This is a genomic window from Vibrio sp. 10N.261.51.F11, assembly GCF_041471665.1.
Classification (GTDB): Bacteria; Pseudomonadota; Gammaproteobacteria; order Enterobacterales; family Vibrionaceae; genus Vibrio; species Vibrio crassostreae_C.
Genome location: NZ_JBFROW010000007.1, coordinates 20,174 through 45,424 on the forward strand (window position 1 = coordinate 20,174; position 25,251 = coordinate 45,424).

22 protein-coding genes are annotated in these 25,251 nt (G+C 43.1%); 8 read left to right on the forward strand and 14 right to left on the reverse strand.

Going from position 1 to position 25,251, the window contains the following annotated elements:
- Positions 1-12: 12 nt before the first annotated feature.
- Both AB4351_RS03830 and AB4351_RS03835 read right to left on the reverse strand, forming a co-directional pair.
- Complete coding sequence (locus AB4351_RS03830; protein WP_017059817.1) at positions 13-507, reverse strand: DUF1097 domain-containing protein; 495 nt, start codon at positions 505-507, stop codon at positions 13-15.
- Positions 508-712: 205 nt separating this feature from the next.
- The gene (locus tag AB4351_RS03835) at positions 713-1,618 is read right to left on the reverse strand and encodes a LysR substrate-binding domain-containing protein (RefSeq protein WP_010429535.1); all 906 of its coding nucleotides are present in this window, start codon (positions 1,616-1,618) and stop codon (positions 713-715) included.
- A gap of 273 nt (positions 1,619-1,891) precedes the next feature.
- Here AB4351_RS03835 and focA point away from each other — a divergent pair, with 273 nt between their 5' ends.
- Complete coding sequence (gene focA, locus AB4351_RS03840) at positions 1,892-3,343, forward strand: formate transporter FocA (RefSeq protein WP_050650436.1); 1,452 nt, start codon at positions 1,892-1,894, stop codon at positions 3,341-3,343.
- Positions 3,344-3,617: 274 nt separating this feature from the next.
- Here focA and AB4351_RS03845 read toward each other — a convergent pair whose 3' ends face one another.
- The 3 genes from AB4351_RS03845 to AB4351_RS03855 all read right to left on the reverse strand — a co-directional run bounded on the left by AB4351_RS03845 (position 3,618) and on the right by AB4351_RS03855 (position 5,122).
- Entirely contained in the window at positions 3,618-4,187 is a 570-nt protein-coding gene (locus tag AB4351_RS03845; RefSeq protein WP_017059819.1) for a YceI family protein, read from the reverse strand.
- Positions 4,184-4,723 carry a cytochrome b gene (locus AB4351_RS03850; RefSeq protein ID WP_017059820.1) on the reverse strand — a complete coding sequence of 180 codons (540 nt, stop codon included), beginning with the start codon at positions 4,721-4,723 and terminating at the stop codon, positions 4,184-4,186. Before AB4351_RS03850 ends, AB4351_RS03845 begins: the two co-directional genes overlap by 4 nt.
- Before the next feature lie 153 nt (positions 4,724-4,876).
- Complete coding sequence (locus AB4351_RS03855; RefSeq protein ID WP_017059821.1) at positions 4,877-5,122, reverse strand: DUF2164 domain-containing protein; 246 nt, start codon at positions 5,120-5,122, stop codon at positions 4,877-4,879.
- 252 nt (positions 5,123-5,374) lie between these two features.
- Here AB4351_RS03855 and AB4351_RS03860 point away from each other — a divergent pair, with 252 nt between their 5' ends.
- Together AB4351_RS03860 and AB4351_RS03865 are read left to right on the forward strand one after the other, a co-directional pair.
- On the forward strand, positions 5,375-6,010 hold the full coding sequence (locus AB4351_RS03860; protein ID WP_017067365.1) for a hypothetical protein: 636 nt from the start codon (positions 5,375-5,377) through the stop codon (positions 6,008-6,010).
- A gap of 576 nt (positions 6,011-6,586) precedes the next feature.
- Positions 6,587-7,324, forward strand: coding sequence for an EAL domain-containing protein (locus tag AB4351_RS03865; protein ID WP_372125099.1), 738 nt, complete (start codon positions 6,587-6,589; stop codon positions 7,322-7,324).
- 179 nt (positions 7,325-7,503) lie between these two features.
- On the opposite strand, the gene AB4351_RS03870 is transcribed toward AB4351_RS03865, so the two are convergent.
- Genes AB4351_RS03870 through AB4351_RS03880 form a run of 3 tightly spaced genes read right to left on the reverse strand, consistent with a single transcriptional unit; the run spans position 7,504 to position 12,703 of the window.
- Positions 7,504-10,563 carry an efflux RND transporter permease subunit gene (locus AB4351_RS03870; protein ID WP_372125101.1) on the reverse strand — a complete coding sequence of 1,020 codons (3,060 nt, stop codon included), beginning with the start codon at positions 10,561-10,563 and terminating at the stop codon, positions 7,504-7,506.
- Positions 10,560-11,615, reverse strand: coding sequence for an efflux RND transporter periplasmic adaptor subunit (locus AB4351_RS03875; protein WP_372125102.1), 1,056 nt, complete (start codon positions 11,613-11,615; stop codon positions 10,560-10,562). The genes AB4351_RS03870 and AB4351_RS03875 overlap by 4 nt, the downstream gene beginning before the upstream one ends.
- Positions 11,615-12,703 (reverse strand): efflux RND transporter periplasmic adaptor subunit, encoded by a 1,089-nt coding sequence (locus tag AB4351_RS03880; RefSeq protein ID WP_102319710.1) that lies wholly within the window; start codon positions 12,701-12,703, stop codon positions 11,615-11,617. Before AB4351_RS03880 ends, AB4351_RS03875 begins: the two co-directional genes overlap by 1 nt.
- Positions 12,704-12,853: 150 nt before the next feature.
- Here AB4351_RS03880 and AB4351_RS03885 point away from each other — a divergent pair, with 150 nt between their 5' ends.
- Positions 12,854-13,594 carry a TetR/AcrR family transcriptional regulator gene (locus AB4351_RS03885; protein WP_102393232.1) on the forward strand — a complete coding sequence of 247 codons (741 nt, stop codon included), beginning with the start codon at positions 12,854-12,856 and terminating at the stop codon, positions 13,592-13,594.
- A gap of 127 nt (positions 13,595-13,721) precedes the next feature.
- On the opposite strand, the gene AB4351_RS03890 is transcribed toward AB4351_RS03885, so the two are convergent.
- The 3 genes from AB4351_RS03890 to AB4351_RS03900 form a co-directional block, all read right to left on the reverse strand.
- Entirely contained in the window at positions 13,722-14,993 is a 1,272-nt protein-coding gene (locus AB4351_RS03890; protein ID WP_017059829.1) for a DEAD/DEAH box helicase, read from the reverse strand.
- A 57-nt stretch (positions 14,994-15,050) separates the two neighbouring features.
- Positions 15,051-15,662 (reverse strand): ACP phosphodiesterase, encoded by a 612-nt coding sequence (locus AB4351_RS03895; RefSeq protein ID WP_017059830.1) that lies wholly within the window; start codon positions 15,660-15,662, stop codon positions 15,051-15,053.
- A 205-nt stretch (positions 15,663-15,867) separates the two neighbouring features.
- The gene (locus AB4351_RS03900; RefSeq protein WP_017059831.1) at positions 15,868-15,996 is read right to left on the reverse strand and encodes a hypothetical protein; all 129 of its coding nucleotides are present in this window, start codon (positions 15,994-15,996) and stop codon (positions 15,868-15,870) included.
- Positions 15,997-16,442: 446 nt separating this feature from the next.
- Here AB4351_RS03900 and AB4351_RS03905 point away from each other — a divergent pair, with 446 nt between their 5' ends.
- Both AB4351_RS03905 and AB4351_RS03910 read left to right on the forward strand, forming a co-directional pair.
- Positions 16,443-17,666 (forward strand): aromatic amino acid transport family protein, encoded by a 1,224-nt coding sequence (locus tag AB4351_RS03905; RefSeq protein WP_017059832.1) that lies wholly within the window; start codon positions 16,443-16,445, stop codon positions 17,664-17,666.
- A gap of 148 nt (positions 17,667-17,814) precedes the next feature.
- On the forward strand, positions 17,815-19,239 hold the full coding sequence (locus tag AB4351_RS03910) for a methyl-accepting chemotaxis protein (RefSeq protein ID WP_017064641.1): 1,425 nt from the start codon (positions 17,815-17,817) through the stop codon (positions 19,237-19,239).
- Positions 19,240-19,647: 408 nt separating this feature from the next.
- On the opposite strand, the gene AB4351_RS03915 is transcribed toward AB4351_RS03910, so the two are convergent.
- From AB4351_RS03915 to AB4351_RS03925, 3 genes are all read right to left on the reverse strand, one after another.
- Positions 19,648-20,373 (reverse strand): HAD-IA family hydrolase, encoded by a 726-nt coding sequence (locus AB4351_RS03915; protein WP_372125104.1) that lies wholly within the window; start codon positions 20,371-20,373, stop codon positions 19,648-19,650.
- A gap of 304 nt (positions 20,374-20,677) precedes the next feature.
- Positions 20,678-22,486 carry an HD domain-containing phosphohydrolase gene (locus AB4351_RS03920; protein ID WP_017059835.1) on the reverse strand — a complete coding sequence of 603 codons (1,809 nt, stop codon included), beginning with the start codon at positions 22,484-22,486 and terminating at the stop codon, positions 20,678-20,680.
- A 60-nt stretch (positions 22,487-22,546) separates the two neighbouring features.
- On the reverse strand, positions 22,547-23,041 hold the full coding sequence (locus AB4351_RS03925; RefSeq protein WP_017064644.1) for a hypothetical protein: 495 nt from the start codon (positions 23,039-23,041) through the stop codon (positions 22,547-22,549).
- 248 nt (positions 23,042-23,289) lie between these two features.
- On the opposite strand from AB4351_RS03925, the gene AB4351_RS03930 reads away from it, so the two are divergent.
- On the forward strand, positions 23,290-23,769 hold the full coding sequence (locus tag AB4351_RS03930) for a CreA family protein (protein ID WP_017064645.1): 480 nt from the start codon (positions 23,290-23,292) through the stop codon (positions 23,767-23,769).
- A 129-nt stretch (positions 23,770-23,898) separates the two neighbouring features.
- Positions 23,899-25,203, forward strand: coding sequence for an inosine/guanosine kinase (locus AB4351_RS03935; RefSeq protein ID WP_017069885.1), 1,305 nt, complete (start codon positions 23,899-23,901; stop codon positions 25,201-25,203).
- Positions 25,204-25,251 lie beyond the last annotated feature (48 nt).

Consider the following 25,251-nt stretch of genomic DNA (forward strand, 5'->3'; position numbering starts at 1 on the left):
TAGGTTAACGAATTAAGCCTTTGCCTGTTTAGCGTGTTGTTCAACAACTTCCGAAGATTGAGTCGATTTCTCGTGAAGCCATAGCCCCGTTGCTTTCATCAAGTACCCAAATACACCACCAAGCAGTAAAGATGGTACTACAAGTTGCCAATCGCCACCTGCAGCAAACGTCGCACAGCAACCAATGAAGGTTCCTGGGATATAACCTAGCCACGCTTGTTTCGCTTGAATACACATAAAGAAAGCCACAATAGCAGTAATCATGTAGCCTAAAATCTCTAACCCTGCGAAGGTTGAGCTTTCGATAATTACCATTGCCCAGAATACGCCAGTCATGTTGGTCAATAGGCTACCTGCAAGTCCTTTAACGCCGCCTGTTGGCGAAGCAAAGTAACTGGTGCAACCTAAGAAACCTGCCCATGACAATAAGCCGAAAGAGATAGCAATCCATCCCCATAGACCTGACAAAATACCTGTTGTTAATGAAATCGCGACTAATGTACTCATACTATTTCTAAAGCCTAATTACGTAATTGAACGCAACCGGATTTAGCCTCACTTAAAATCAAGTAAGCATACTATGGGAAGATAGCCCTTATTTAGCCGATCACGATCACATTAATAATGTACGTAGTTGTTCATTTATCACTAGATAGAGACCGGAATCGCTTATTCAACACATTTAGTTATTAGCATTGGTGTTGAATAGCGGCTAAAGAACCGACCGTTTGCCTTTCATCATGCGCTTACCTTCACGCTTGATACATTCAGCAAGTGGGTTCTCTGCCATGTCAGCACGCCAAATAAAGGACAAGGTTCTTTCCATTTCAAGCTCAGGGACATTTAATGTGACCAGTTGACCAGACTCAACAAACTGTTCGACATCGAGATAAGGTAAACACGTTAAATATGGGCCGTTTGCAACCAAACTTCTTAAAACAGGAACGTGTTCATACTCTCGCCAAACATCAAGATCACCAATTAAATGGTGAATAGAGCTATCAAAAACTTTGCGAGTACCCGAACCATGTTCACGTAATACCCATTTTGCTTGTTCTAATTGCGCCAAGCTTACTCGTTCACGCTTCGCAAACGGGTGATGAGCCGATGCAACCACCGTTAAATGGTCCGTACACCACACTTCTTGGTGAACTCGGTTGTCATCACAACGACCTTCGATAACACCCAAGTCATATTGATAATCTAATACGCCATCAATAACCGCATCGGTACTTTGTACGCCGAGCGAGATTCGCATCTCAGGAAAGTCGTTATCAATAATACTGATGAGGTCAGGAACTAGGTGTTCCGCTGGTGTTTGGCTTGCACCGAGTTTGAGCTCTCCACTTAGTAAATGCTGCTCATAAAAACCCATCTCAATTTGCTGCGCATCTTGCAGTAAACGCTTCGCTTTAGGCCTTAGCCACATTCCCCAATGAGTAAGAGCCATTTGCTTGCCCTGCCTTTCAAACAAAGGCCTGCCGAGCATTTTTTCCAACTGTGCAAGAGACATACTTGTCGCCGACTGAGTCAACGCCAATTTGTCTGCTGCCTGACTAACGCTCCCGGAGTCTGCTACTGCATCAAATACCGCGAGTTGCTTTAATGAATAACGCAAAATTCATCCTTAATGCTTTTAATTATTTGTGTCCTGATGCTCGTTTTTTATAAAGCCAATGAGCAATCAATTTCATTCTACGCGTAACCAAATCTATATCAATAAATTTGATGTGGTTTCTAAAAATTATCAATTTTACCTCTACCCCTCAACGCCCTAATCTGGAATGGCAGGACACAACGAGCCCTGCAAAACATTACTGATTAACCATTACGGATTAACCAGGTCATTAACACTAGGAATTACACATGACGGATTGTTCAAGGGGGGGATATGGCAACCAGCACTTCTGAAAATCATCAACTGTTCTCACCAACAGAAATGATGGCGGAAGCAGAGAAGTTTGCATTAAGTAAAGCAAATAAAACCAGCAGCATGACATTGAGTTTGGCAATCATGGCTGGCGCATTCATCGGGCTTGCTTTTTTGTTCTACATCACGGTAACCACGGGCAGCGCTGATGCTGGATGGGGACTGAGTCGCTTAGCCGGCGGTCTTGCCTTCAGTATGGGTTTGATCTTGATTGTGATTTGCGGTGGTGAGCTATTTACCAGCTCAGTGTTATCAAGCATCTCATGGGCTAACAAGCAAATCACCTTCACGAAGATGCTGTCTATCTGGGGCAAGGTGTATGTCGGCAACTTTATCGGTGCCATGTTCCTATTGGCTTTGGTAAGCGCAGCAGGCTTGTATCAACTGGATGGCGGGCAATGGGGCTTAAACGCTTTAAACATTGCTCAACACAAGCTACACCACACCCCAGTTCAAGCGTTTGCTTTGGGTGTGCTTTGTAACTTGTTGGTGTGTTTAGCGATTTGGTTAACGTTCAGCTCTGCTAACGCAATGACCAAAGCAATGATGACCGTGTTACCCGTTGCAATGTTCGTAAGCTCAGGCTTTGAACACTGTGTGGCGAATATGTTCATGGTTCCGCTAGGCATCACGATTCAAGCATTCGCACCAGAAAGCTTCTGGATGCAAATCGGCGCAACACCAGCCCAGTATGCAGACCTAAACGTCATGCAATTTGTCACCGCAAACTTAATACCAGTGACAATCGGCAACATCGTAGGTGGTTCAGTATTGGTCGGCTTAGCGAACTGGAGCATCTACCGTCGCCCACAACTTAAAGCAGCAAAAATTACCGCTATTACACAAACAACAGAAATTACGTCAGTTAAGGAAATTACTATGAACACAGCAACTACTATCAAGCAAATCATGAACACTCAACCAATTACACTGAGCGTAGAAATGCCAACATCAGTCGCGATTGATACACTTTTAGACGCGCAACTTGTTAGCGCTCCTGTTTGCGATGTTGAAGGTCGTCTAGTGGGTATCTTCTCTGTTCATGACGTAATGGTTGACCTTTGGTGCCAAGATTACATCCCAACTAAAGGCCAAAAAGTTGTAGACCTAATGAGCCGTGACGTTGTGGCAATCGACGCAAACGACAAGCTAGTGGACGTTGCTGAGTTCCTATGCATCGACAAAGAGCAACTGTACCCGACGACAAGCATGGGCTTCGCAACTCGCCTGACATCTCTTTCTCTAGAAGAGCGTGCAAAAGCGATGAAAGTAAGCCAACCACATATGCTTCCAGTGTTAGAAAACGGCGTAATGGTGGGTGTGTTGACTCGCATTGAAGTGATGCAAGCACTACGTCCAATCTACGGTGACCGACTAAACGTGGTTCCACAAGCTGAACTAGAAACGGCTTAACTAATCTTAAGTTGAACTATTAGGGATTAGTAGTTCAATTAGATAACTCAGTCATGGCAACGTTGACTGGCTAGAGGTAAACGGTGGCTTTTAACGTACTAAACGGTTTGACACAAAACAGACCTAAACGCGTTGCCATTTATCTCAATAAAAAAGGCGCAAAGTGAAAACTTTGCGCCTTTCTCTATTTCTAAATACTGACCTATTTAGTATCGACCAAACTTTTGATGTCTCTAAAAAATGTTGATACCTGTCAGAGAGCTAGAAAGCTAGATTACTTCTTTACACCTTCAACGTGTAGATCCATATCTACATAGCTTGAAGCGCCCATTACTGGAATGTTGAAGTCAGCAAGTTCTAGACGAGTTGTACCAACGAAACCTGCACGCTCACCGCCCCATGGGTCTTGACCAGCACCGATGAATTCAGCTTCGATAACGATAGGCTTAGTTACACCGTGAAGTTTAAGGTCACCCATTACTTCAAGTTTGCCGTCGCCTTTATCAACAACTTTCGTGCTGTTGAATGTCGCATCAGAGAACTTACCAGCATCGATGAAATCGCCGCTACGGATATGCTTATCACGTTCTGCGTGGTTTGAATCAAGGCTTGTAGTATCAACCGTTACGTTTACTGTAGACGCTTCAACGTTGCTTTCATCAAATGAGAAGTCACCTGAGAATGTGTTAAAACGACCTTGGATAAAGCTGTAACCCAGGTGGCTAACTTTAAAGTTAACTGAAGCATGCGCACCTTTTGTATCAATCACGTAATCAGCGGCGTTCGCAGCGAAAGGCATTGCCATTGCAAATGCTAATCCTGTAGCGATAATTGACTTTTTCATTTTGAAGCTCCTATCATTTTTCGTAGCGTATCGTCTTTGTCGATAACGTGGTGTTTTATCGCCGCTAAGGCGTGTACTGATGCCATGATGATCAGTACCCATGCAGCATAGTAGTGAATCGTTCCTGCGAGATCAGATTGGTTTGCAAACAGTTCACCCATACTTGGTACAGTGAACCAATTGAATACGTCGATCCCGCGGCCATCTGATGTTGAAATCAAATAACCTGAAATAAATAAAACCGCTAAGTTAATGTACATAAAGCCGTGAGCGATCTTCGCTGCTGCAACTTCATAGCTTTTACCTTCTACTTTAGGTGACGCGGTAACTAGTTTCCAAACCAAGCGGATAACAGTAACAGTAGCCAAAAGAATGCCTACCGAGCGGTGATAGTCTGGCGCTGTTTTATACCACTCGCTGTAATATGAAAGATCAACCATCCACAGGCCCACACCAAATAAGCCAAATACTGCGAGAGCTGAAATCCAATGCATTGCTCTAGCTAAAGGGTTGTAATTTCTAACGTTGTTGTCCATGCATCTCTTCCGAATGTTAACGAATCGTGTAGTTTTGAAAAGCGTACCCTACACTAAGTTTGTGTAACATATTATTTACCAAGCTTTACAATAGTTACATCATTGCAAATTAAACGAGTTATTCAAATTATTTGAACAAGTTTGGGCTAAACGTTAAATTTCAACAATTTGCTCGATCTCGTAGAGCTCATCTGAGATGTCTAACATTTTGCGTTCCATCACTTTCTGAGCGTCTTCTATCCCTTTGTTGTAGTAAACAGCACCAAACTTTTTGCTGATGAAGTCGACCAAGAATTCCGTGTCGAACTGACCAAGCTCCACATCAAGTTCATCTTGCAGATACTTTTGGAGCGTATGAGTAAGCTCAGACTTTTGTTTCGAATCTAATTGAATGGTCATGAATGTTTCCAAATAAAGAGTAAGTAGATCAATTGTGATTTGCTGACTAGACTATAGTCGAGGTAACTAGCTAGAATTCCTCATAATTTAGAATACAGACCTGTAGAGCGCCAGTGCTATCCATAAAATCACTCAGCAATGGTTAATTTTGATAGAGAGATCAAGAACTCGCACTTTGACGATAGGTAACGGAACCGCAATTACCGTACTATTGCCCATCAATAAGATAGTAGCTGTGTATAAGGGACTTCATTGTTATTAGATCTAGTGATTAAAAGCGTTAATCAATTTCAAGACGATTGCCTAAAGCTCTGTGAACGCCACTACCCTACTGTACACAATCAAGGGATCAGTGAGCACCATATAGGTAAGGCATTTGCCCGCCGAATGGAGCACACCTTCGTTAGCTTTAATCATGCAAGCAACATCAGCCCACTTGAAATGCTTTCCTCTAGAGAAACGCCTCGACACTTCCGAATATCTTCCGAAATCGGTACCGTTTGGATGATCAGTCATCATATGGTGAGTGCCGGGAAAACCTGTCGTAGAAAGTTGATGTTAGACATCCATAATTGGCAACAAGAGTATGGATTTTCCATTCAACCCAATGACGTTTTGATCATTGTCTCAGACCATTGGATTAGCCGAAGCAAAAACAGCGGTGAATTATTGCATTGGTGGATGGGTGAACTCCCAGACGAGATCACGGAATATAGCCAACAAGGTATCACGCTAAGAGAGAGTGATTCTCAATTCGCTACTGACTTAAATAATAATTTTAAAATCAGCCCTTGCTTCATTAAATTTGGACACCCTTTAAAGCGGTCAGGAAATCAACAACTGGTTCGTAAATACCTGCAACTTTACGCAGTACTTCAATGGCAGTAAGAATACGGGTCAACTTTTTTAATCAGTCTTGAAAGTAAATAGTTAGACCTCCATCCCAATATTTTATAAAACCCAACTCAAGCCCTACCCAATAATCAATCAAAATTTATCTTCGATAAAATAATAACTTATCAGCTCATCGTTCATATTTTGAGAAGTAGATATCATTTATATGCAAACAGAGTTGTTTGTTAATAATGTAACTTTGACATTCCCCCATAACCTGAGGCTTTATCCTTACTTTCACCTGGTGTATTAGCGTTGAAAGCTTATATTGATTGGTGTTGATATAAGATAGATTACTCAGAGATTAAATTCACAATAGTCATTATTAATGGTGAATGATAAGTAATTTTAATGACTAATATCAATTATCATGCTGTTTTTTCGTTAATTATATTTATTTAAATATTGACTCTACAAATGAGTTTTTATTAATTGACAATTTACTTACACCTGTCAATATTGTGACAGCCGCGACATGTACGTCCGCCATTGAATAAGCCCTCTTTACTAGCGACTATGATTTTATCAGACAGAAGTGAATTTATTAGCTGTATATCCGTAGATGCTGATATGCAGTTTATTGCGAAATACCAAGACCTGACGCTTAGAAGCGTCTATCAACCTATATTCGACTCTTCTATGACTCAAATAGGTGTTGAGGCTTTGGTGCGCATTTCAAATAACAAAGGTGATATTGTTCGTCCTGATCACTTCTTCCATTCCGACGAAACCTCAAGCACAGACAAAATCAATGTAGAGAGGTTGAGTCGAGCGATTCATATCCGTAACTTCGCACAATCGACAATCCGTCATTTACATCTATTTTTGAACGTTCTTCCAAACGTTGGTGAGTTGTTTGCTGCAGAAAAGGTCAGCGATAGCTTGTTAGCTAAACGCCTTCACGAGCTTAATCTTTCATGCGAACAGATAGTGATGGAGTTGGTAGAGCTTAATGTAGAGAGTGAAGAACGTTTGAAAGACGCAGCCCATTCATTGGCGGAAAATGGTTTTCAAATCGCTGTTGATGATTTCGGAACACAAGCATCAACCGAACAACGCGTTCGTCACATTAACCCTCATATCATCAAGATAGACCGCTCGGTTATGTTGGACTTTGAACAAGGCGACACTCGAGAAATGGAGTTAGTACTTGATCTTGCAAACCAAATTGGCGCAAAGACAGTGATTGAAGGTATTGAAACCCAACAACAACTCGAAGCGATGCAGGGCTTAGGCTTCAATATGTATCAAGGCTATCACTTAGCCATGCCAAACCCGATTGAATTAGACATACGCCTAGCAATCTAGAATTGCCCTATCCTTCTCAAAGCCGCTTGACCATTGAGTAGCGGATTTTTTAATGCTTGCCTATTCGTACCCTCATACCGCTCTCACGTGTCAACACATTTCAGGACGGGACAACACGCATAAAAAACCCAGTCAAATTTGACTGGGCTGGCTTAAAAGAATCTGTTTTATATCATTCCCTAATAACCCGCAGTGGACGGTTTGATTCTATATAAAATAGCGAACATCACCGGTACTACTATTAGCGTTAGTACGGTAGCAAAGCCTAAGCCTGCCATGATGGTAATCGCCATCGAGCCGAAAAATGCATCGAATACCAAAGGAATCATACCCAAGATAGTCGTTAATGCTGCCATAGATACCGGTCGTACACGACTAATCGCACTGTCGACAACCGCTAAATATGGGTCTTTACCTGTTGATAGCTCACTGTTGATTTGGTCAAGCAGTACAATGCCGTTCTTCAAAATCATGCCGCTTAGACTCAATAAGCCAAGGAACGCTGTGAAGCTGAATGGCATATTGGTACCTAACAGACCAATTGAAACACCAATGATAGAGAGTGGAACCGTAAACCAAATCACAAGCGGCTTACGAACCGAGTTAAACAGAAGCATCGTGATGATAAACATCAGCAAGTAACCCATTGGCAGTGAGCCAAACAGAGATTCTTGCGCATCTTTAGAGCTTTCGTACTCACCACCCCAGCTAATGCTGTAGCCTTCTGGTAAATCTAATGCTTCTACCTTTGGTTTCACACGAGCAAACAGACTCGCTGGCGTTTCATCACCAAGAACATCGTGGTCAGCCAATACTGTTAGCGTACGTTTTCTGTCGCGACGCTGAATCAGTGGCTCAGACCATTGAAGCTCTACGCCATCAATCACTTGCTCAACTGGGATGTAAGTTTGTAGTGATGGGCTCCAAATCTTCACATTGTTTAGCGATTCGAAATCAAAACGCTCTTCTTCCGGTAAACGCGCCACGATAGGTAACATATGAGTACCATCACGCAGTAGGCCGATGTTGTAACCGCCAAACGCCATCTGTAATGTCTCAGACAAGTCAGTTTTTGAAATGCCTAGGCGACGAGCCTTAGATTCGTTGAACAGTGGTACAAGTTCTTTAGTGCGTTCACGCCAGTCATGACGAACATTTCGAGAGCCTGGATCGGCAAGCAAGATGTCTTCGACTTCAACTGCAATGTTACGCAGTACTTGTGGATCGGCACCGATAATACGCGCTTCAATTTTTGAAGCGGGTGACGGACCAAATTCAATCAACTTGAACTGGAACGTCGGTTGTTCAAATTCGTTTGCTAAGTCTTTGTCTAGCGTCTCTAACGCCTTAAACATGGTGTCGCGGTCAGTCGTTCTTACTTGTAACTGAGCGTACGCTTCATAGCTTTTCTCTGGTTGGTATGTCAGAGCGAAACGTTGCATGCCCTGCCCAACCGTTGTCGTTACAAACTCAACGTTGTCTTGCTGGCGAATGTAGCTTTCAACTTTTTCTGTCTGCTTGATCGTTTCACGAACATCGGTGCCTTCTGGCATCCACATGTCTACGTAAAACATTGGGGTATTTGACGGCGGGAAGAACTGCTGCTTCACCATACCAAAACCGACGACAGAAACTGCTAATAGAGCGACCATACTAACTACAGTAAGCCATCTAAATCGAAGTGCTACTTTCAGACACGCACCGAATACCACAAACAGGATGCCTTTGTATGGGTCTTCGCTCGCATCAACCTTGTCTTCTGCTTTCAGCATCATTTCTGCAAGGAACGGAGTCAGTGTGAGTGCCGTAACCCAGCTTAAGAACAATGAGAAACACAGTACCCAGAACAGTGAACCCATGAACTCGCCTGTTGCGTCTTTCGACAAACCGATCGGCGCAAAGGCTGTGATAGCGATGATGGTCGCGCCTAATAGTGGCCATTGTGTTTGTGTCACGATGTCTTTTGCTGCTTGAAGTTTGGTCTTACCTTTCTTCAAGCCCACCAAAATACCTTCAACGACAACAATCGCATTATCCACCAGCATACCCAGCGCGATGATCAGTGCCCCCAGAGAGATGCGGTGCAGTTCAACATCGTTGTAATCCATCAGGATGAAGGTACCGAATACCGTCAATAGAAGAACCAAACCGATGATCAAACCACTGCGTAAGCCCATTGCGAACAACAATACAATGATAACGATGGCTACCGCTTCAACTAGGCTGATTAAGAAGTCAGCCACAGATTTGTCTACTTCTTGCGCTTGGTTGTAGAAGTAATTCAGTTCTACACCCGCTGGCTTAATGCTTTCTAGGCGATCCAGTTCAGCATCCAGTGCTTTACCAATCTCAACCACGTTTACGCCTGATGAGAAAGCAATACCTAAGTTGATTGCAGGTTTACCGTTGTACGTTAATACATTACCCGGTTTTTCTTGAATACCACGAGTCACTTCAGCAACGTCTTTTAGACGAATTAGATTGCCAGTGTCACGACCATGAATGATTAGGTTTTCTAGTTCTTCAACCGTGCTTAATGTGCCGTTTGGCTTAATCGTTAGGCTTTGACCATTCAGCATCACCTCGCCTGCCGATACCACACTGTTTTGTTGTGCTAGCAATGCTGTCACCGTCGACATATCTAGGTTCAATGCGGCTAAGCGTTCCAGTGACATCTCAACAAACAGTTGTTCTTGTTGGTCACCTGCAATGCTAACTTTACCGACACCGTCAACCAGTTCGATTTCACGCGTTAGGTAATCTGCGTACTGTTTGAGCTCAACGTAATCGTAACCATCACCGGTCAGCATGATCATCACACCAAACACATCACCAAAATCATCGATGATCTGAACGGAATTTACACCACTTGGCAGTGTTGGTTGTAGATCGTTGATCTTACGGCGCATTTCATCCCAGATCTGAGGCAGCTCGTCTGGACCGTAGTCCATCTTCATACTGACCATAATTTGGGACATACCGTTCGATGATGTCGAGGTAATCTTGTCGATGTACGGAAGCTGTCTTATCTCTTTTTCTAGTGGGTAAGTCAGCTCTTCTTCAACTTCCATTGACGTAGCGCCAGGGTAAGTTGAAATAATCATTGCATCTTTAATGGTAAAAGCTGGGTCTTCTAAACGGGATAGATTACCAAAAGACGTCACACCGCCAATGGCCAAAATGACTAGAAACAGCCAGCTGATTACTTTGTTCTTTATTGAATATTCTGCGATGTTCATTCTGCTTTTCCTGACAATTGGATTCCGTCACGGAGTTTTCTTAAATTCGAATTTACGAGTAGCTCACCTTGCTCAACACCATGAGCGATGAGTGCGCCTTGGCCACTGATCTTGTCGACTTCTACTTCGCTTTTGAATGCTTGTCCGTCTTCCATTTTCCACACATAGAACTGATTCGCTTCAGAGCCCGCTTCTAGCGTTGTCATTGGTAATTGGTAGCCTTGAACATCGCTCAGGCCCGCTTTCGCCATATCTACATTGACCGTAACGCTCGTGCCCGGCAGAATTTCACTTTCAGGCTGCTGCATCTGCATCCAAAATTCGTAGGTACGGGATTGTGGGTGCAGTTCACTGGTGTGTTCTAGATACGTCAGTGGATATTGGCCTGTGTGACCGCCAAAGGTCGCCTCAGGACGATAGCTATTTGAACGCATGTCTGGGCTAATTGACGCCAAGATCGAATCTGATACTTGAATTCGCACATACACCTTGTCGTTCTGGTACACACTCAGTAGTGTTTCTCCAGGCGTCGTATTTTCGAATCGTTGCTTATCGACAGTTGAAACTGTTCCTGAGAATGGCGCTAAAAGTTCTGTGTAACCTAGCTTGCGTTTTGCCGCCGCCAAATTCGCCGATGCGAGCTTGTAGTTAGCCGTCAGTTGGTCGTGTTCTGATTGCGATAACATTTCGCTGCCAAACATCTCAGTACCACGGGCCAACTGTTTGCTCGCCAGTTTGAATTGAGATTGAGCATCAGTCAGATCTTGGACGTACGTTGCGTTATCTAAGGTGGCTAATAACTGCCCTTTTTCGACATTGTCGCCCGCTTCTACTAATACTTGTTGAATCTCGCCTGCTAGCTTAAATGCCAAGGGAGTCAATTCAGCTGGCATCACCTGTCCATTAAAACTTCTGAACAGATTAGTAAGCGGTGCGCCAACTTCAAAGGTAGAAACCAACAAAGGTGGTTGTTCACGGTGAACAGCTTCATTGTTACAGGCTTGAAGTAACAGAACCGACGCGACAACAACTGATAATTTTGAAAGGTTCATTAAATACCGCCCTCACGAAGCCAAGCTTTTACTTGTTGTCCGTCTGATAACACATCCACACCCGCTTCAACGATAAGGTCACCAGACGACAATCCGTCGATAACCTTGCCTTGCTCATCAAGAAGGACTTGTACTTTAGAAATCAGTTGAGAGTCAGGGTTATAACGCCATAGTTCACCATGGGCTACGTCTTTGTTTAACCAAGCTGAATCCACAATACCAATGCCGTAGTCAGATTTACTTTTCTGAACTTCAACTTGCGCTGTCATACCAGAAAGTAGATTGATGCCTTCTGGCTTTTCGATAGACACAACCGCTTGGTAGCTGTTGGTATCTTCATCTGGTTGCGTTGAGATTTCTTTAAAGCGAGTCGGGATACGAATGCCGCGGTGGCTGTCCATCACAACCCACATGTTTGAGCTCGTTAGGTCTTGAATAGAACGGTCTTCAAGCTTTGATACTGGAATTGAAAACGTCACATCCATTTCACTGTGATTCAAAATATTCAGTACAGGCTGCTTTTCTGCGATCAATTGATATTGCTTTCCAAACACCATCGATACCACGCCATCGAATGGAGCAACTAAGGTAGTGTAGCCAAGGTTTGTTTTTGCTTGGTCCAACTCAACTTCAGCGGCAGTAAAGGTGTTTACGGCTTGGTCGTAGTAATCGGTACTGACCAGTTTTTTCGCATACAACTCAGAAGCTTGTTTGTATTGGCTGTTCGCCAGATCAAATTTAGCTTGGGCTGCGTCAACGGCAATACGGTAATCCGTCGCGTCTAATACGGCTAACACCTGACCTTTCTTCACTTCTTGTCCCATACGAACATCGAAGGTTTCTATATCTCCACCCACTTGGAAAGAAAGTGCCGCACGGTCGGTTGCATCAACCTTTGCAATGAAGCTATCGAGATCAATATCAGTCTGTTGTGGGATTTCGAACAGCTTGACTGGCTTGATTACCTGCACATTTTCCTCTGACTGAACTTTGTCACATCCAGTTAGAGAGCCTGCGAGCAATAGTGCTGCAATAACAGCTCCCATGCGCTTGCTCGATATGGCATTGATCGACAAATTGAACTGCATGATGCCTCTCCGTTTAATTATTATGATTTATTACACAGGTGGGCAGTATATTTAATATTAAATAATTCTCAAGCTTTACTTTCCACTTGTGCAGTATTTTTTATTTCAGTAAAAACAGTGTAGAATGTTGTAATCAGGTAATTATGTGAAATGAAGATGACCGAAAAGAAACAAGGTAGAAGAAGCGCAAAAGACGCTGAAGAGACTAGATTTTTGATCATGGGTGTTGCTGCGGATATGTTCTGTGAGCAGGGTTATGATAGCGTTTCGCTTCGTAACATCAGTGAGAAAGCCGGTGTATCGCATAGCCTTATTCGCCACCACTTTGGCAGCAAAGAAAAAATCTGGCATGCGATAAGCGATTGTTTACACGCCTATTTTCAGTCTTATATTGCTAAGATTATGGAAGAGTTACCAAAAGGCGTCGCACCAAACATTACTATCTATTTATTTAGTATGCGCCTCTTTAGCAACATGATTCACTCACGAAAACCGATGCAACTTATCACTGACTCTGTTCGTCAAAAAGATAACTTGGTCGATTACTTTATCGACAATGTTGGCGATGTCGAAAAAGAAATCAACATGTTAGCTGAACAGTATAACGATGCGAATCCAGAGAGCTTGATCAACATTTATGAGATTAAGTGGCAAATGATCATGTATGCGCACGGAGCAGTATGTCTCACTCCCTTTATGGAAAGCACTTGGAATGAAGGTGATATGGTCACCTCACCCGAAGACGCCCTACTTAAGCATTGGCACCTTTTCAACACGCAGATGGTAAGCAAGTTCAATATTGGTGAAGAGTGGGTTCTAAATCCAACCTCGATTGAAGAGCTGATTTATGAAGTGCCCTGTGTATGGAAGTGCAACCAAGAACATCATTAATCCAGTGTTTTTATCTTCCTTGGTCGTAATTTGATTTACTTGAAACAAAAATGCGCCGTTACAGAACTAACTGCAACGGCGCATTTTTATATGTAGAGATCTTTAAACTAGAGCTTTGTCCAGCTTTTTAGCGACGAGCTTTACCGCGATTTTGATGAATCTTAAGCTTTGCTTTCATCTTACGTTTTTCTGATGAACGGCTCTTGCTGCGACCACCACGATCGGGGGCTAGATCTTTTTCTAGGCTTGGTTCAAAGCCCTCCAGCCACTCTTGAGGCAAGCGCGTATCAAGTAATCGCTCAATGTCACCCAATAGGTAAGCTTCATCCTGACTCATCAAAGAGATCGCTAAGCCGCTGTTACCCGCACGGCCAGTACGTCCGATGCGGTGAACATAATCTTCTGCTTTAAATGGCATGTCATAGTTCACAACTTGTTCTAGCTGCTGAATATCAATACCACGAGCTGCCACGTCGGTTGCGATCAACGCACGAACTTTGCCTGACTTGAAATCGTCTAGGGCTTTTTGACGCGCACCTTGGCTCTTATCGCCATTGATTGATGCCGCTTTAATGCCGTCTAACTTAAGCTCTTTAACGAGAGCATCAGTGCCCTGCTTAGTCTTTGTGAACACCAACACTTGTTGCCAGTTTTTTGAACCAATCAAATACGCTAATAGCTCACTTTTACGCGACTTATCTACCGGGTAAACCATCTGTGTTACGGTTTCAGCGGTGCTGTTTTTTGGCGTAACTTGGATTTCACTTGGCTTCTGCATCATACGGTGTGCAATCGCTTTGATTTTGTTATCAAACGTTGCAGAGAAGAACAGAGTTTGACGCACTTCGTTCATGCGAGAAAGAATACGCTTAATGTCAGGCATGAAGCCCATATCTAACATACGGTCAGCTTCATCCAGTACCAGTACTTCCGTTTGGCTCAACATGATGTTTCTAGTGAACATGTGATCAATAAGACGACCAGGCGTCGCGACAAGAATATCTGCGCCACCGCGTAAGTTATCAGTTTGCACCTTCATGCTAACGCCGCCGTAAGCCACCACGACTTTAATGTCGGTGCCCTTTGCGTAGCTAGTTAAGTTATCGAAAACCTGTTGTGCCAATTCACGAGTTGGCACTAATACAAGCGCACGAACGAGCTTAGGGTTCGGAATAACGTTGTCTTTTGTCTCGATTAATCTTTGAATAATCGGTAAACCAAACGCAGCCGTTTTACCTGTACCCGTTTGAGCACCAGCAAGTACATCTTTGCCTTCTAATACCAATGGAATTGCTTGTTCTTGAACACTGGTAGGAGCCGTAAAATTAAGCTCAGACAACGTGGCAAGAAGATGCTCAGATAATCCTAGTTGGTTAAAAGATTTTGTAGATTCAGACATAGTATGATGCTCAAAGATTAAATAGGCGCGGATTGTAGCAAACCTGCATTACGCTGTTTACCTTTCCTTTTGATTTTTCTTCATTTGAAGCGCATTAAACTGCTTAGCTTCCTCTAAAACGTTGGGATAAAGCTCATTAAAGTGACACTGCAATGTATCATAGTGACGTTCGAGGTCATCGTAACATGCCTCGAGCATACCGAGCTTAGGCCTTCTCAACGCCATTCGCTGCAACACCACCTCTATAGATGACATGTCTTGATAGCTCTCTAACCATCTATGCTCAGCCATTTTCTGATGAACCATAACGAAATTTTCAGGCCAGTGTGGCTCTTGATGTTCAAAGATCTGCTCATGGCTATCTAAACAAAAACGCTCTAATGTCTGCTGTGAAAACTGATCCCAATGATTGGCTAAGCAGTGATCCCAAAATACATCGAGTGCGATAGGCGCAAAGCGTCGTGTTTGGTCTGAGAAAAGTGATTTTGCAGAACGAGATACATCATGACGATCAGTATAGCTATCAACAAATCGATGAAGCCTAATACCGTCAGAAAGGGAATCAGAATAGTGTTTATTAGGGTCGCCTTTAACAAAATCACCTAACAGGTTACCTGCTAAGTTGCTGTTACAGTGCTTGGCGATGTGAAGGTGTGCGAGAAAGTTCATTGAACCTCATTAAAGTATCGAGAACTAAGTAACATGGTAAACGTACTCGTTTATCTTCGCGAACTTTAATGAGGATAGTTTTGGTATGACGTGTGAGCGAATACGATTTGCTCAGTTTAGAATTGTTTGCTTTGAGAAGCTTTAGCTAAGAAAACTTTTAGCTTTAAAACGTTTCAGTTGAAACTGAATTAAAGATCTTAAAAGCTTAGTTCGAAGACTTGAAAAGCTCTTCTGCTAACTGTTTCACTGTCTGCTCATAGTCAGACAAATCAATGCCAATTTCCATAGCATCTAACAACTCTAGACTTTCGTCATTATAAGATTGGTCACTCATTGTGCCCCCTCTATTCCTTGATGTGGACATGATGTCCGATTAACTAGTGCACCATCTTGGACTTATATTATGTCACTTTGATGAACGCACTCTACTCTACCCATTCCATATTCATAGCTTAAAGCTACTCGCGATCATTAACGCTTTTTTGCGCTAAAGGGGTATACGCGAACGACATATGTACTGCCACCTTACACCAAGTACAACAAATTACTCTATAAATTTTGAAACCGATCATGGTCAAACGTTTGCTTTGCTCATTTGAATGCTGACACGCCCCTTTGTGTAAATATTAATTTACAGTGGATGTTTTTAATTACAATAAGAATTGCATTTGGAATTAAACTCAATCAGAATACTTCAAAATCGAGATATTCTTTGGGTTTATGCGCTTAAGCTAGAAGAATTACAATGAAAACACACCCTAACGTAAAGAATTATATACAATGAATAAATCAAAGGTTTTTGGTAGTACTTTGATCATTGCAGGCACAACCATTGGTGCTGGCATGCTCGCTCTTCCACTTGCTTCTGCAGGTATTGGCTTTTCAACTTCACTTTTCTTGATGCTGGGTTTATGGGCGTTAATGGCTTTTACTGCGCTATTAATGGTAGAGCTTCACCAATTCGCAGAATCTGACGCTACCCTACACACGTTAGCTCATACCATTTTGGGGACAAAAGGAAAGTGGATTGCGAGCTTCGCGGTGATGTTTCTTTTCTACGCTCTGTGTGCGGCATACATAGCTGGCGGCGGTGCGCAATTTAACCAACGAATTTCGGATATCGCGGGTATCGAACTTAATGCTCAAATCACCACGCTTCTATTTACCCTATTAGTTGCCGGCGTTGTTACGATTGGTACACACAGTGTTGATAAAGTTAACCGCGTTTTGTTTGGCTTAAAGCTTATCGCGATGGTTTTGGTACTCAGCTTCCTAGCGCCAAACATTACCTCTCAATACTTAATGAGCATGCCTTTACAGCAAGGCCTGATTGTTGCGGCTATTCCGGTTGTGTTTACCTCTTTTGGTTTCCACGGCAGCATCCCATCAATTGTTCGATACCTAGATGGTGACGTTCGTTCTTTACGTAAGGTAATGATTATTGGCTCGGCACTGCCTCTGGTTATCTACGTTTTCTGGCAAAGTGTTACTTTGGGCGTGATTAGCCAAGAGCAGTTGTTGTCTGACACAAGCTTGGGCGCGCTATTAGTCTCGCTATCGCAAACGGTTCATCAATCCAACCTAAGCGTGATCGTCGGTGTGTTTGCAGACCTTGCACTGCTGACATCTTTTATTGGTGTGAGCTTGGGCTTATTTGAATTCATGGGCGACTCACTGAGCAAGAAACTAGGTAACGCAAAACGTGTTAAGACAGCTGCTATCACCTTCTTACCGCCACTGGGGTTTGCCTTATTTTACCCACAAGGCTTCATCATGGCTTTAGGCTACGCCGCCATTGCACTTTCAGTGCTCGCGATTCTGTTACCAACAGTGATGGTCTACAAGGTTCGTTACACTGATTTCTCTGTCAAACCACAATCTTCAGAAGCCAGTTACCAAGTGTTAGGCGGTAGCAAAGCGTTGTTTTTAGCAGGTAGCGTTGGCGTATTTATCATTGCCATTCAAGTTCTTATTTCAGTAGGGTTACTGCCTTCTTTAGGCTAATAAACCTATACAGAACTAATTTATTTGATTCAGATCTCATAAATGACATATCACTATCATTAATTTTCACAATTAGTCGATTGAAGTCACATTTTTATTGAAGTCGGTTATTTAGAGTCCACGGTAAAGGATTTACCGTGGAGTTTTTATGAAAGAAGTACAATTTCGAACGATAGACAAACTGTTTATTAAGATGTCGATCAACGACAAGTTTTGGGTCATTTTCTTAATCTTTTTTGCCGCTCTGGCAAGCCTAGCTGGACTGAACTACGTCAACAAAATGGAACACATTGACGTAACTGCAAAACAGCAGGTCGAGTATCAACTGCAAGGCATTTTATCAGCATCAGATTCCCCGGCATCTGTTCGCTCTGTTAGCCAGCAAACTCGCGCTCAACAAACCACTATTTCAAATAATGGTTCTGTGACTGCCACAGCACTCGCACAAGATGGCAACTACTACTCACTTACCGTTTCAACTAACGATATACAGAATCAAAAGCAGCAAGCACTGTACACTTTATTACTGAGCTTCTTGTGGTGTGTGCCTTTTGGTCTTTTCTGTTACTGGGTAGCGACTTTCCTAGGCGGCGCACTTTGGGTTCTTTATTCAACGACTCAAAAGATTGGTGATGGTGACTTAACATCACGCCTTGGCTTCCACCCTGGCCGTGATGAGTTCGGCACGATTGGTTGTGCGCTTGACCGTTCAATGGACACGCTTAGTGAGTTAGTCAACAACGTAAACCACAGTGCAGCAACGCTAAGCGAAACATCGGCTTCTTTCGAAACTGAGATGAAGCGCAGCGAAACACAAATCATGAGCCAAAATGCCTCTCTAGACTCTGTAGCGACAGCAATGGATCAGATGACAGCTTCGGCAAATGAAGTCTCTAACATCTCTGCACGCTCAACTGAACAAACAGAACAAGACGCGCAGCAAATCAACGATAGCCACGCGAAGGTTCAACAGGCAATCTCGGAAATCACCACCCTTTCTTCTTTGATTGAGCAAACCTCATCTTCTGTTACTAGCTTGAATGTGAATACGAGCCAAATTAACGAGGTCATCACGACGATCAATGCTATTTCAGAGCAAACTAACTTACTTGCTTTAAATGCCGCGATTGAAGCCGCTCGTGCGGGCGAGCAAGGCCGAGGTTTCGCTGTTGTTGCTGATGAAGTAAGAACACTGGCAAGCCGCACTCAGTCGGCTACTGTAGAAATCCAAGCGATGATTGAACGCTTACAGCAAGAGAGCCAAAATATCGCGAAGATCACCGAACAGACGGTTGACCAAGCGCAAACCAGTAGCCAGTTGATTTCAAACATTGGTCACGACGTAAACTCGATTGCAGATTCAGCTCAAGCACTAATGGACATGAGTATCCAAATCGCAACATCAGCCGATGAGCAAAGTAACGTTGCCAATACGATTGCAGCAGAGCTTAACGATATTCGAAGCCAATCCGATGTGATTAAAGACGTGGCTCAGAATTCTTCAAATGGCGTATCTAGGCTAACAGAAGCGTCGGTTTCTCTATCTCAGACATTGGCACGCTACCGAACTTAAGGATCAACTGGTGAACTAGCGGCGTGAATTGAAAACAAACTAATGAGGACTCGTAATGGGTCCTTTCTTTTTGGCTTTTGTTTAATAACATTACAAGAACCATGGTCAATAACGATGACATTATCAATTACCATGAAGCAAGTCGCAAAGGAGAGATTAAGAAGTGTCAGAACTGTCTAATATTCGAGCTTAGGAGTAATCTAATTGAACGGGTCTTTTTTCGCTTACCCCCTTGCTGCAGGTGACACATAATGAATAAAACAGAAACACCAAACACCGACGACATTACATGCCCTTTATGCCAACACGACGAGTATCTGCTTTCAGAAAGTGGAGAAAAGTTTACTTGTGCATCTTGCGGTTTCCACACCAAACAATTTAGTAAGGTAGTCAGACTTCAACTAAGCTCTACCCCACCAAAGCTGCAGAATTCGATATACCAACATTTGAGCAGTGCTTGCCATTAATCCAAACTGAAATTTCTTCTAAACTGTAGATATCCTGAGCCGCGAGTTCTGCTGAGTCGGCTTCGGGATCTACGATTGCTTCATCAATACTCGGGCGTAATCGAAACGATTGGATACCCGCGCGAACACCAGCCTCAATCCCTTTCAACGTATCATCCACGTAGATGCACTCATTTGGCAGAAAGCCCATGTTCATGGCCGTGTACATGATTAGATCAGGCTCTGGCTTCCAGCTGTTAGCATCAAAAGCTGAGAACACTTTGCCTTTGAAGTCGTCTAGCATGCCTGTCATCGCCAATGAAGATTCAACTCTAGATTTTGGTGCATTGGAAGCGATACAAAACTCGATATCTTGTTGTTTGAGAAATTCAATAAGTTCGATAGCGCCATCCATCGGCTTTAAATGACGCTGGAACAGTGCTTCTAATTCAGTGCGATATAACGGTTCAAGTGTATCAATCGAGATAGATAGCCCATGACGTTCTTGTGTATCCATTAAGATGTCGGCTAGCTTCCCGCCTTGAAAGTGCGCATAGCAGTCGTTGACGTTTAGCTCCGCCCCAAAGCCAGTGAAAACGTTCACCAAAGCCTGGCAGCACAGCTTTTCACTATCGATAAGTGTTCCGTCACAATCGAAAATCACACATTTAGTCTGTTCTAACCGCATAGGTATCTCACTCAGATTGAATCCAAGTTTTATCCTATAGTGTTCTTTCAATGCGCGAGATGATTGAGGTAACAGTTTGCAGATACAGGCTTATTTCTCTTCGCGAAATATGGAGTTGATCACTTTATCGCTCGACATAAGCAACAGTTTTCATCAAATGACCCCAGATTCTACGAAATCAAAGACTGCGAGGTTTACATAAGTGACTCAATTTCAGGGGAAATATAAATCACTACTTCCTAGCCGGATCGTGGTGAATAGATAAAGAAGCCAAGACGTATAGGCCACTCAGATAAAGCAACGGTTAGCTAACAACCGACTCTTCTAAGACCTTAGCTTCAAACGAAGGTGAAGACGCATATTCTATAGTTCCAGTATCGGGATACGAATCTCGGATAGCGACAAACTCGGGTAAGTGTTTCAGTAGCAATTTAGTCAGCTGAGGATCAAACTGGTAGCCACACTCTCGCTCGAACAAATCGACCACCATCTCTAACGGCCACGGTTCTTTGTAGCAACGTGCACTAAGCAGCGCATCAAACACATCGGCTACGGCAGTGATACGAGCAAACAGGTGTATTTCATCACCCACTTTTCCATTCGGGTATCCAGCACCATCCCAACGCTCGTGATGTTCGTTAGCAATGATTGCCGCGAGGTTGGTAATATCACCCGCTCCGCTCTTTAGTAAGTTATAGCCAGCCGTAGTATGAAGCTTCATCACCTCCCACTCTTGGTCGGTTAATTTCCCAGGTTTATCCAAGATTGATTCAGGGACTGAAATCTTACCCACATCGTGCATTGGGCTGATGATCTCAATCATCTCGACCTCGCGATGGCTCAAGCCACGATACTTAGCAAGCAATGCAGACAACTTGGCTACACGCTTAACGTGATTACCTGTTTCGCCAGAGCGGGTTTCAATCGCTTCACCGAGAACATGAATCATATCCTTTTGGATATTCAAGGTCTGTTTCTGAAGCTTTAAGATTCGTTTGTTCTTATTGGCCAACTCTTTCTTTTGGCGCAGAGTGACAAATTGCATCAAGATGATCAGGCTCAAACCCGCAATCACCATCGATAGCCCTAATAACAACTGGAAGTTTTTACGAATAAAGGATGAAGGCTCGTTAATGAATACCGCTTCGTCAGGTAACGCGTTTGCACTAATCCCGTATCGCTTCATTGCAGGGTAATTAAATACAAAACGCTTAGTGTCTCCGGGAGTTAACGGTGTCGTAAAACCCAGAGGAAGGTATTTATCTAATGCATCGACAGCCTCTTCACCCATGCTTTGTGAGTGATTAACGTAACCACCGAGTACATCACCCGAAATATAGAACTGCCACAAAGCAAACACCGGAGCTGCACTCGCTTTTGACAACGTATCCGCAATCTCTTGGTAAGTGTGATAAACCCCTTGCTTTAACTCGGTGTTGTAATGACTGAGTAATACCGCATCGTCCGCAGAGATCCCTTCCAAAAATTGGCTTGTATGTTCAAGCGACAAATCGCGAATTTCTATGAGGTTAATATTCGGAAATTCAGCCATCATTCTGTTCATTTCTTTATGAATCAGCTCAGACGTGACACTGTAATCATTTACAAAATAGAGATTCTTTAGATTAGGTCTTAATTTGGAGATCAGCTTAATATTAACGTCTATCTGATCGTTCTCATAAAGCACGGTTGCTCTGTCAGACACCGCGTACATGTCAGTGCTGAAATCATTGATGCCGGCTGCAACGACAGGTGTGGAGCGATCAATCAAATTAGGCAGAGATTCAAGAAAATTGGCCGCGTTATCGTCCGTCGCGATTACGCCATCAAACTTATAACCTGCATATTTCGAACGTAAGTAGTTCCCGAGAGAATCATAGTACTCTGAGCTGTGGACACGCTTTGAATCCAAATACTCTATTGAGAGTTTAACTTCGGTTTGAGACTGGCTGAACGCACTGTCTATCCCTTTTTGGAAGTCAGCAGTCCATTGGTAAGAAGGTTCGTATGAGTGTAAAACTAGGATGCGCTTTATATCCCAGTCGTTAGCAACGCTGAGTGAAGAATAAGCGCTAACACACAATACAGCGATTGATATCAATAGCTTGTACATACAATACCCTTTAAATAAGACGGGGTATTGTACTTAGATTAACGCTTTGTCAAAGAATCTTTAGTTCTCGATCCACACTTTATCGCAAGAAGCATGATCTTGTGCCCAAAAATCGTGTAACTGCTTAGCAAAGTTGTTGATACTTTGACCATTTTCAGCAACGACATCCGAGATCAATAGGGAACCATCCGCTTCTGTGACGATAGCGCTCGCCACAACTTCACCGTTTTGAGTACCAATATATAATACATGATCGTCAGAAAGCATAATTTGGCTCAAGAACTCAAGCATGTGTGCCCTTTCGATTTCATCTTGGTAAACGCTTGCTTGGTTGAGTGAAAATAGCACGGTCAATTTATGGAAATCGACTTTATGCAGTTCATCAATTTGGGAAGGAGTTTGATCTTGTGCTAGGAGTTGGTATGTCTTGGATGGAAGTTTGCTTTGATAAAGTTCACGGCCGAGGAGGCTCTCTTTTGCGGGGTAAGCAATATCGAGCTGACTAAATAGCCATTGGTTTTTCTTGTGTGCAATTTCAGGTATTTCGTTATTCATTCTTTTAGTACCTACGGTTAGTATCCCCAAATATCGCAGTTATTTGGAAGACATACGGTCGGCTGAGGTGCCGAGCTACAAGCAGAGAGCATACAGAGCATGACCAAGGCCAACAAGTACTTTAAATGCTTCATATTTTTCATTATCCAACAACATCCTTTAAGAACTTAACGAAAAGCTCTACACTCGTATCCAAGCTTTCAATATCCTTATAGTAAACAGAACTATATAAATAAAAAGGACTTCTTATGAAAAAAGCCTTAATAGCAGCAGGTATCGTGACAATGTTAGCTGGCTGTTCGGACAACGAGGTTGGCGACGTCTCACTGGGTTTCTTCACAATGAAGGATATCAAGATGTCTTCATTAGATGACGATAAGATCGCGGGTGTTACCTGTCATATCGCATCAATCGAAGCAAACCTTAGCCTTTCTGATCCAAGTGATAGCTCTATATCTTGTCGTCAAACAGGTGAAATTACACCAGAAATGATTGCTCAAATAGACAAGAGTAAGTCTGGCGAAGTGGTATTCAAGCAATCGAAAAGTATCTTCTTTAAAACAATGAAGGTTCGTCGTATCTACGATGCAGAGAATCAGTCGCTGCTTTACTTGTCTTACACCACCAAAGAAACAGAAGGTAGCTTCAAACACAGCCTTTCAACTGTTCCACTATGGGGTACAGAGGCTTACGTTGATCCAGCGACGTTAGTACAGCCAACCGAGTAGTTTCAAACATATAGTTAGTTGAATCACCTGTACAGACATTGTGCAGGTGATTCAAAATGTAATAAAAATGAAAGAAACAGAAACAAAATGTGATATCATGCGGCAAAATTTTTTCACTGTATTTTTCATATGAAGTTTCCTGGACAGCGTAAATCTAAGCACTACTTTCCAACTCACGCACGTGATCCGTTGGTCAACCAAATTCAACAAACGCCTAAGCTTCACCGCGCAACGATTGTGGGTGTTGGCCAAACGATTGTTGATATCGAAGCCCGTGTTGACAACGAGTTCCTAGAAAAATACGAGCTGAGTAAAGGTCACTCACTGGTATTGGAAGAAAGTAAAGCAGATGCGCTGTATGAAGAGTTAGTTGAGCGCGGTTTGATCACGCATCAATATCCTGGCGATACTATCGGCAACACACTGCACAACTATTCCGTACTTGCGGACAGCAAATCTGTCCTGCTTGGCGTAATGTCTAAGAAGATTGAAGTTGGCTCATTTGGTTATCGTTACCTTTGCCGCACTTCTTCTCGTATGAATCTAAACCACCTTCAAACTGTTGATGGTCCAATTGGTCGTTGTTACACGCTGATTTCTGAAGATGGCGAACGTACGTTTGCAATCAACGAAGGCCACATGAACCAACTTCTTCCAGAAAGCATTCCTGAAAAAGTCTTCGAGAAAGCTTCTGCATTGGTTGTGTCGTCATACCTAATGCGTGGCAAACCTGAAGATCCGATGCCAAAAGCGGTACAAAAAGCGATTGAATACGCGAAAGCGCACAATGTGCCTGTTGTACTAACACTTGGTACTAAGTATGTGATCGAAGGCAACGCTGAATGGTGGCAAGAATACCTGAAAGAAAACGTAACCATCGTCGCGATGAACGAAGATGAAGGTGAAGCGCTAACGGGTGAAAAAGATCCTCTATTGGCTGCTAACAAGGCACTTGAGTGGGTTGACCTAGTTCTATGTACTGCAGGCCCTATTGGTCTATACATGGCAGGTTACACTGACGAACCAGCGAAACGCGAAACCACACTGCCATTGTTACCGGGTAACATCCCTGAGTTCAATAAATACGAATTCAGCCGTGCGATGCGTAAGCAAGACTGTAAAGACCCAGTAAAAGTGTACTCTCACATTGGCCCTTACCTAGGTGGCCCACTTGAGATTAAGAATACCAATGGCGCTGGCGATGGTGCACTTTCAGCACTACTTCACGACATGGCAGCAAACAGCTACCACCACGTGAATGTACCAAACTCAGAGAAACACGAGCACACTTGTCTAACTTACTCTTCACTGTCTCAAATTTGTAAGTACGCAAACCGTGTAAGCTACGAAGTGTTGACTCAGCACTCTCCTCGCCTTTCTCGTGCATTACCTGAACGCGAAGATAGCTTAGAAGAAACATACTGGGATCGTTAATCGACCATATTAGGCAGTTACCTCTTAAAGGTTAACGCCAAGTGAGAT

Excerpts from the sequence above, each read along its gene's own strand:
- AB4351_RS03830 (WP_017059817.1), bottom strand. The coding sequence starts at position 507 with ATGAGTACATTAGTCGCGATTTCATTAACAACAGGTATTTTGTCAGGT.
- focA (WP_050650436.1), top strand. The coding sequence starts at position 1,892 with ATGGCAACCAGCACTTCTGAAAATCATCAACTGTTCTCACCAACAGAA.
- AB4351_RS03845 (WP_017059819.1), bottom strand. The coding sequence starts at position 4,187 with ATGAAAAAGTCAATTATCGCTACAGGATTAGCATTTGCAATGGCAATG.
- AB4351_RS03850 (WP_017059820.1), bottom strand. The coding sequence starts at position 4,723 with ATGGACAACAACGTTAGAAATTACAACCCTTTAGCTAGAGCAATGCAT.
- AB4351_RS03855 (WP_017059821.1), bottom strand. The coding sequence starts at position 5,122 with ATGACCATTCAATTAGATTCGAAACAAAAGTCTGAGCTTACTCATACG.
- AB4351_RS03865 (WP_372125099.1), top strand. The coding sequence starts at position 6,587 with ATGCAGTTTATTGCGAAATACCAAGACCTGACGCTTAGAAGCGTCTAT.
- AB4351_RS03870 (WP_372125101.1), bottom strand. The coding sequence starts at position 10,563 with ATGAACATCGCAGAATATTCAATAAAGAACAAAGTAATCAGCTGGCTG.
- AB4351_RS03875 (WP_372125102.1), bottom strand. The coding sequence starts at position 11,615 with ATGAACCTTTCAAAATTATCAGTTGTTGTCGCGTCGGTTCTGTTACTT.
- AB4351_RS03880 (WP_102319710.1), bottom strand. The coding sequence starts at position 12,703 with ATGCAGTTCAATTTGTCGATCAATGCCATATCGAGCAAGCGCATGGGA.
- AB4351_RS03885 (WP_102393232.1), top strand. The coding sequence starts at position 12,854 with ATGAAGATGACCGAAAAGAAACAAGGTAGAAGAAGCGCAAAAGACGCT.
- AB4351_RS03890 (WP_017059829.1), bottom strand. The coding sequence starts at position 14,993 with ATGTCTGAATCTACAAAATCTTTTAACCAACTAGGATTATCTGAGCAT.
- AB4351_RS03895 (WP_017059830.1), bottom strand. The coding sequence starts at position 15,662 with ATGAACTTTCTCGCACACCTTCACATCGCCAAGCACTGTAACAGCAAC.
- AB4351_RS03900 (WP_017059831.1), bottom strand. The coding sequence starts at position 15,996 with ATGAGTGACCAATCTTATAATGACGAAAGTCTAGAGTTGTTAGATGCT.
- AB4351_RS03905 (WP_017059832.1), top strand. The coding sequence starts at position 16,443 with ATGAATAAATCAAAGGTTTTTGGTAGTACTTTGATCATTGCAGGCACA.
- AB4351_RS03910 (WP_017064641.1), top strand. The coding sequence starts at position 17,815 with ATGAAAGAAGTACAATTTCGAACGATAGACAAACTGTTTATTAAGATG.
- AB4351_RS03915 (WP_372125104.1), bottom strand. The coding sequence starts at position 20,373 with ATGCGGTTAGAACAGACTAAATGTGTGATTTTCGATTGTGACGGAACA.
- AB4351_RS03920 (WP_017059835.1), bottom strand. The coding sequence starts at position 22,486 with ATGTACAAGCTATTGATATCAATCGCTGTATTGTGTGTTAGCGCTTAT.
- AB4351_RS03925 (WP_017064644.1), bottom strand. The coding sequence starts at position 23,041 with ATGAATAACGAAATACCTGAAATTGCACACAAGAAAAACCAATGGCTA.
- AB4351_RS03930 (WP_017064645.1), top strand. The coding sequence starts at position 23,290 with ATGAAAAAAGCCTTAATAGCAGCAGGTATCGTGACAATGTTAGCTGGC.
- AB4351_RS03935 (WP_017069885.1), top strand. The coding sequence starts at position 23,899 with ATGAAGTTTCCTGGACAGCGTAAATCTAAGCACTACTTTCCAACTCAC.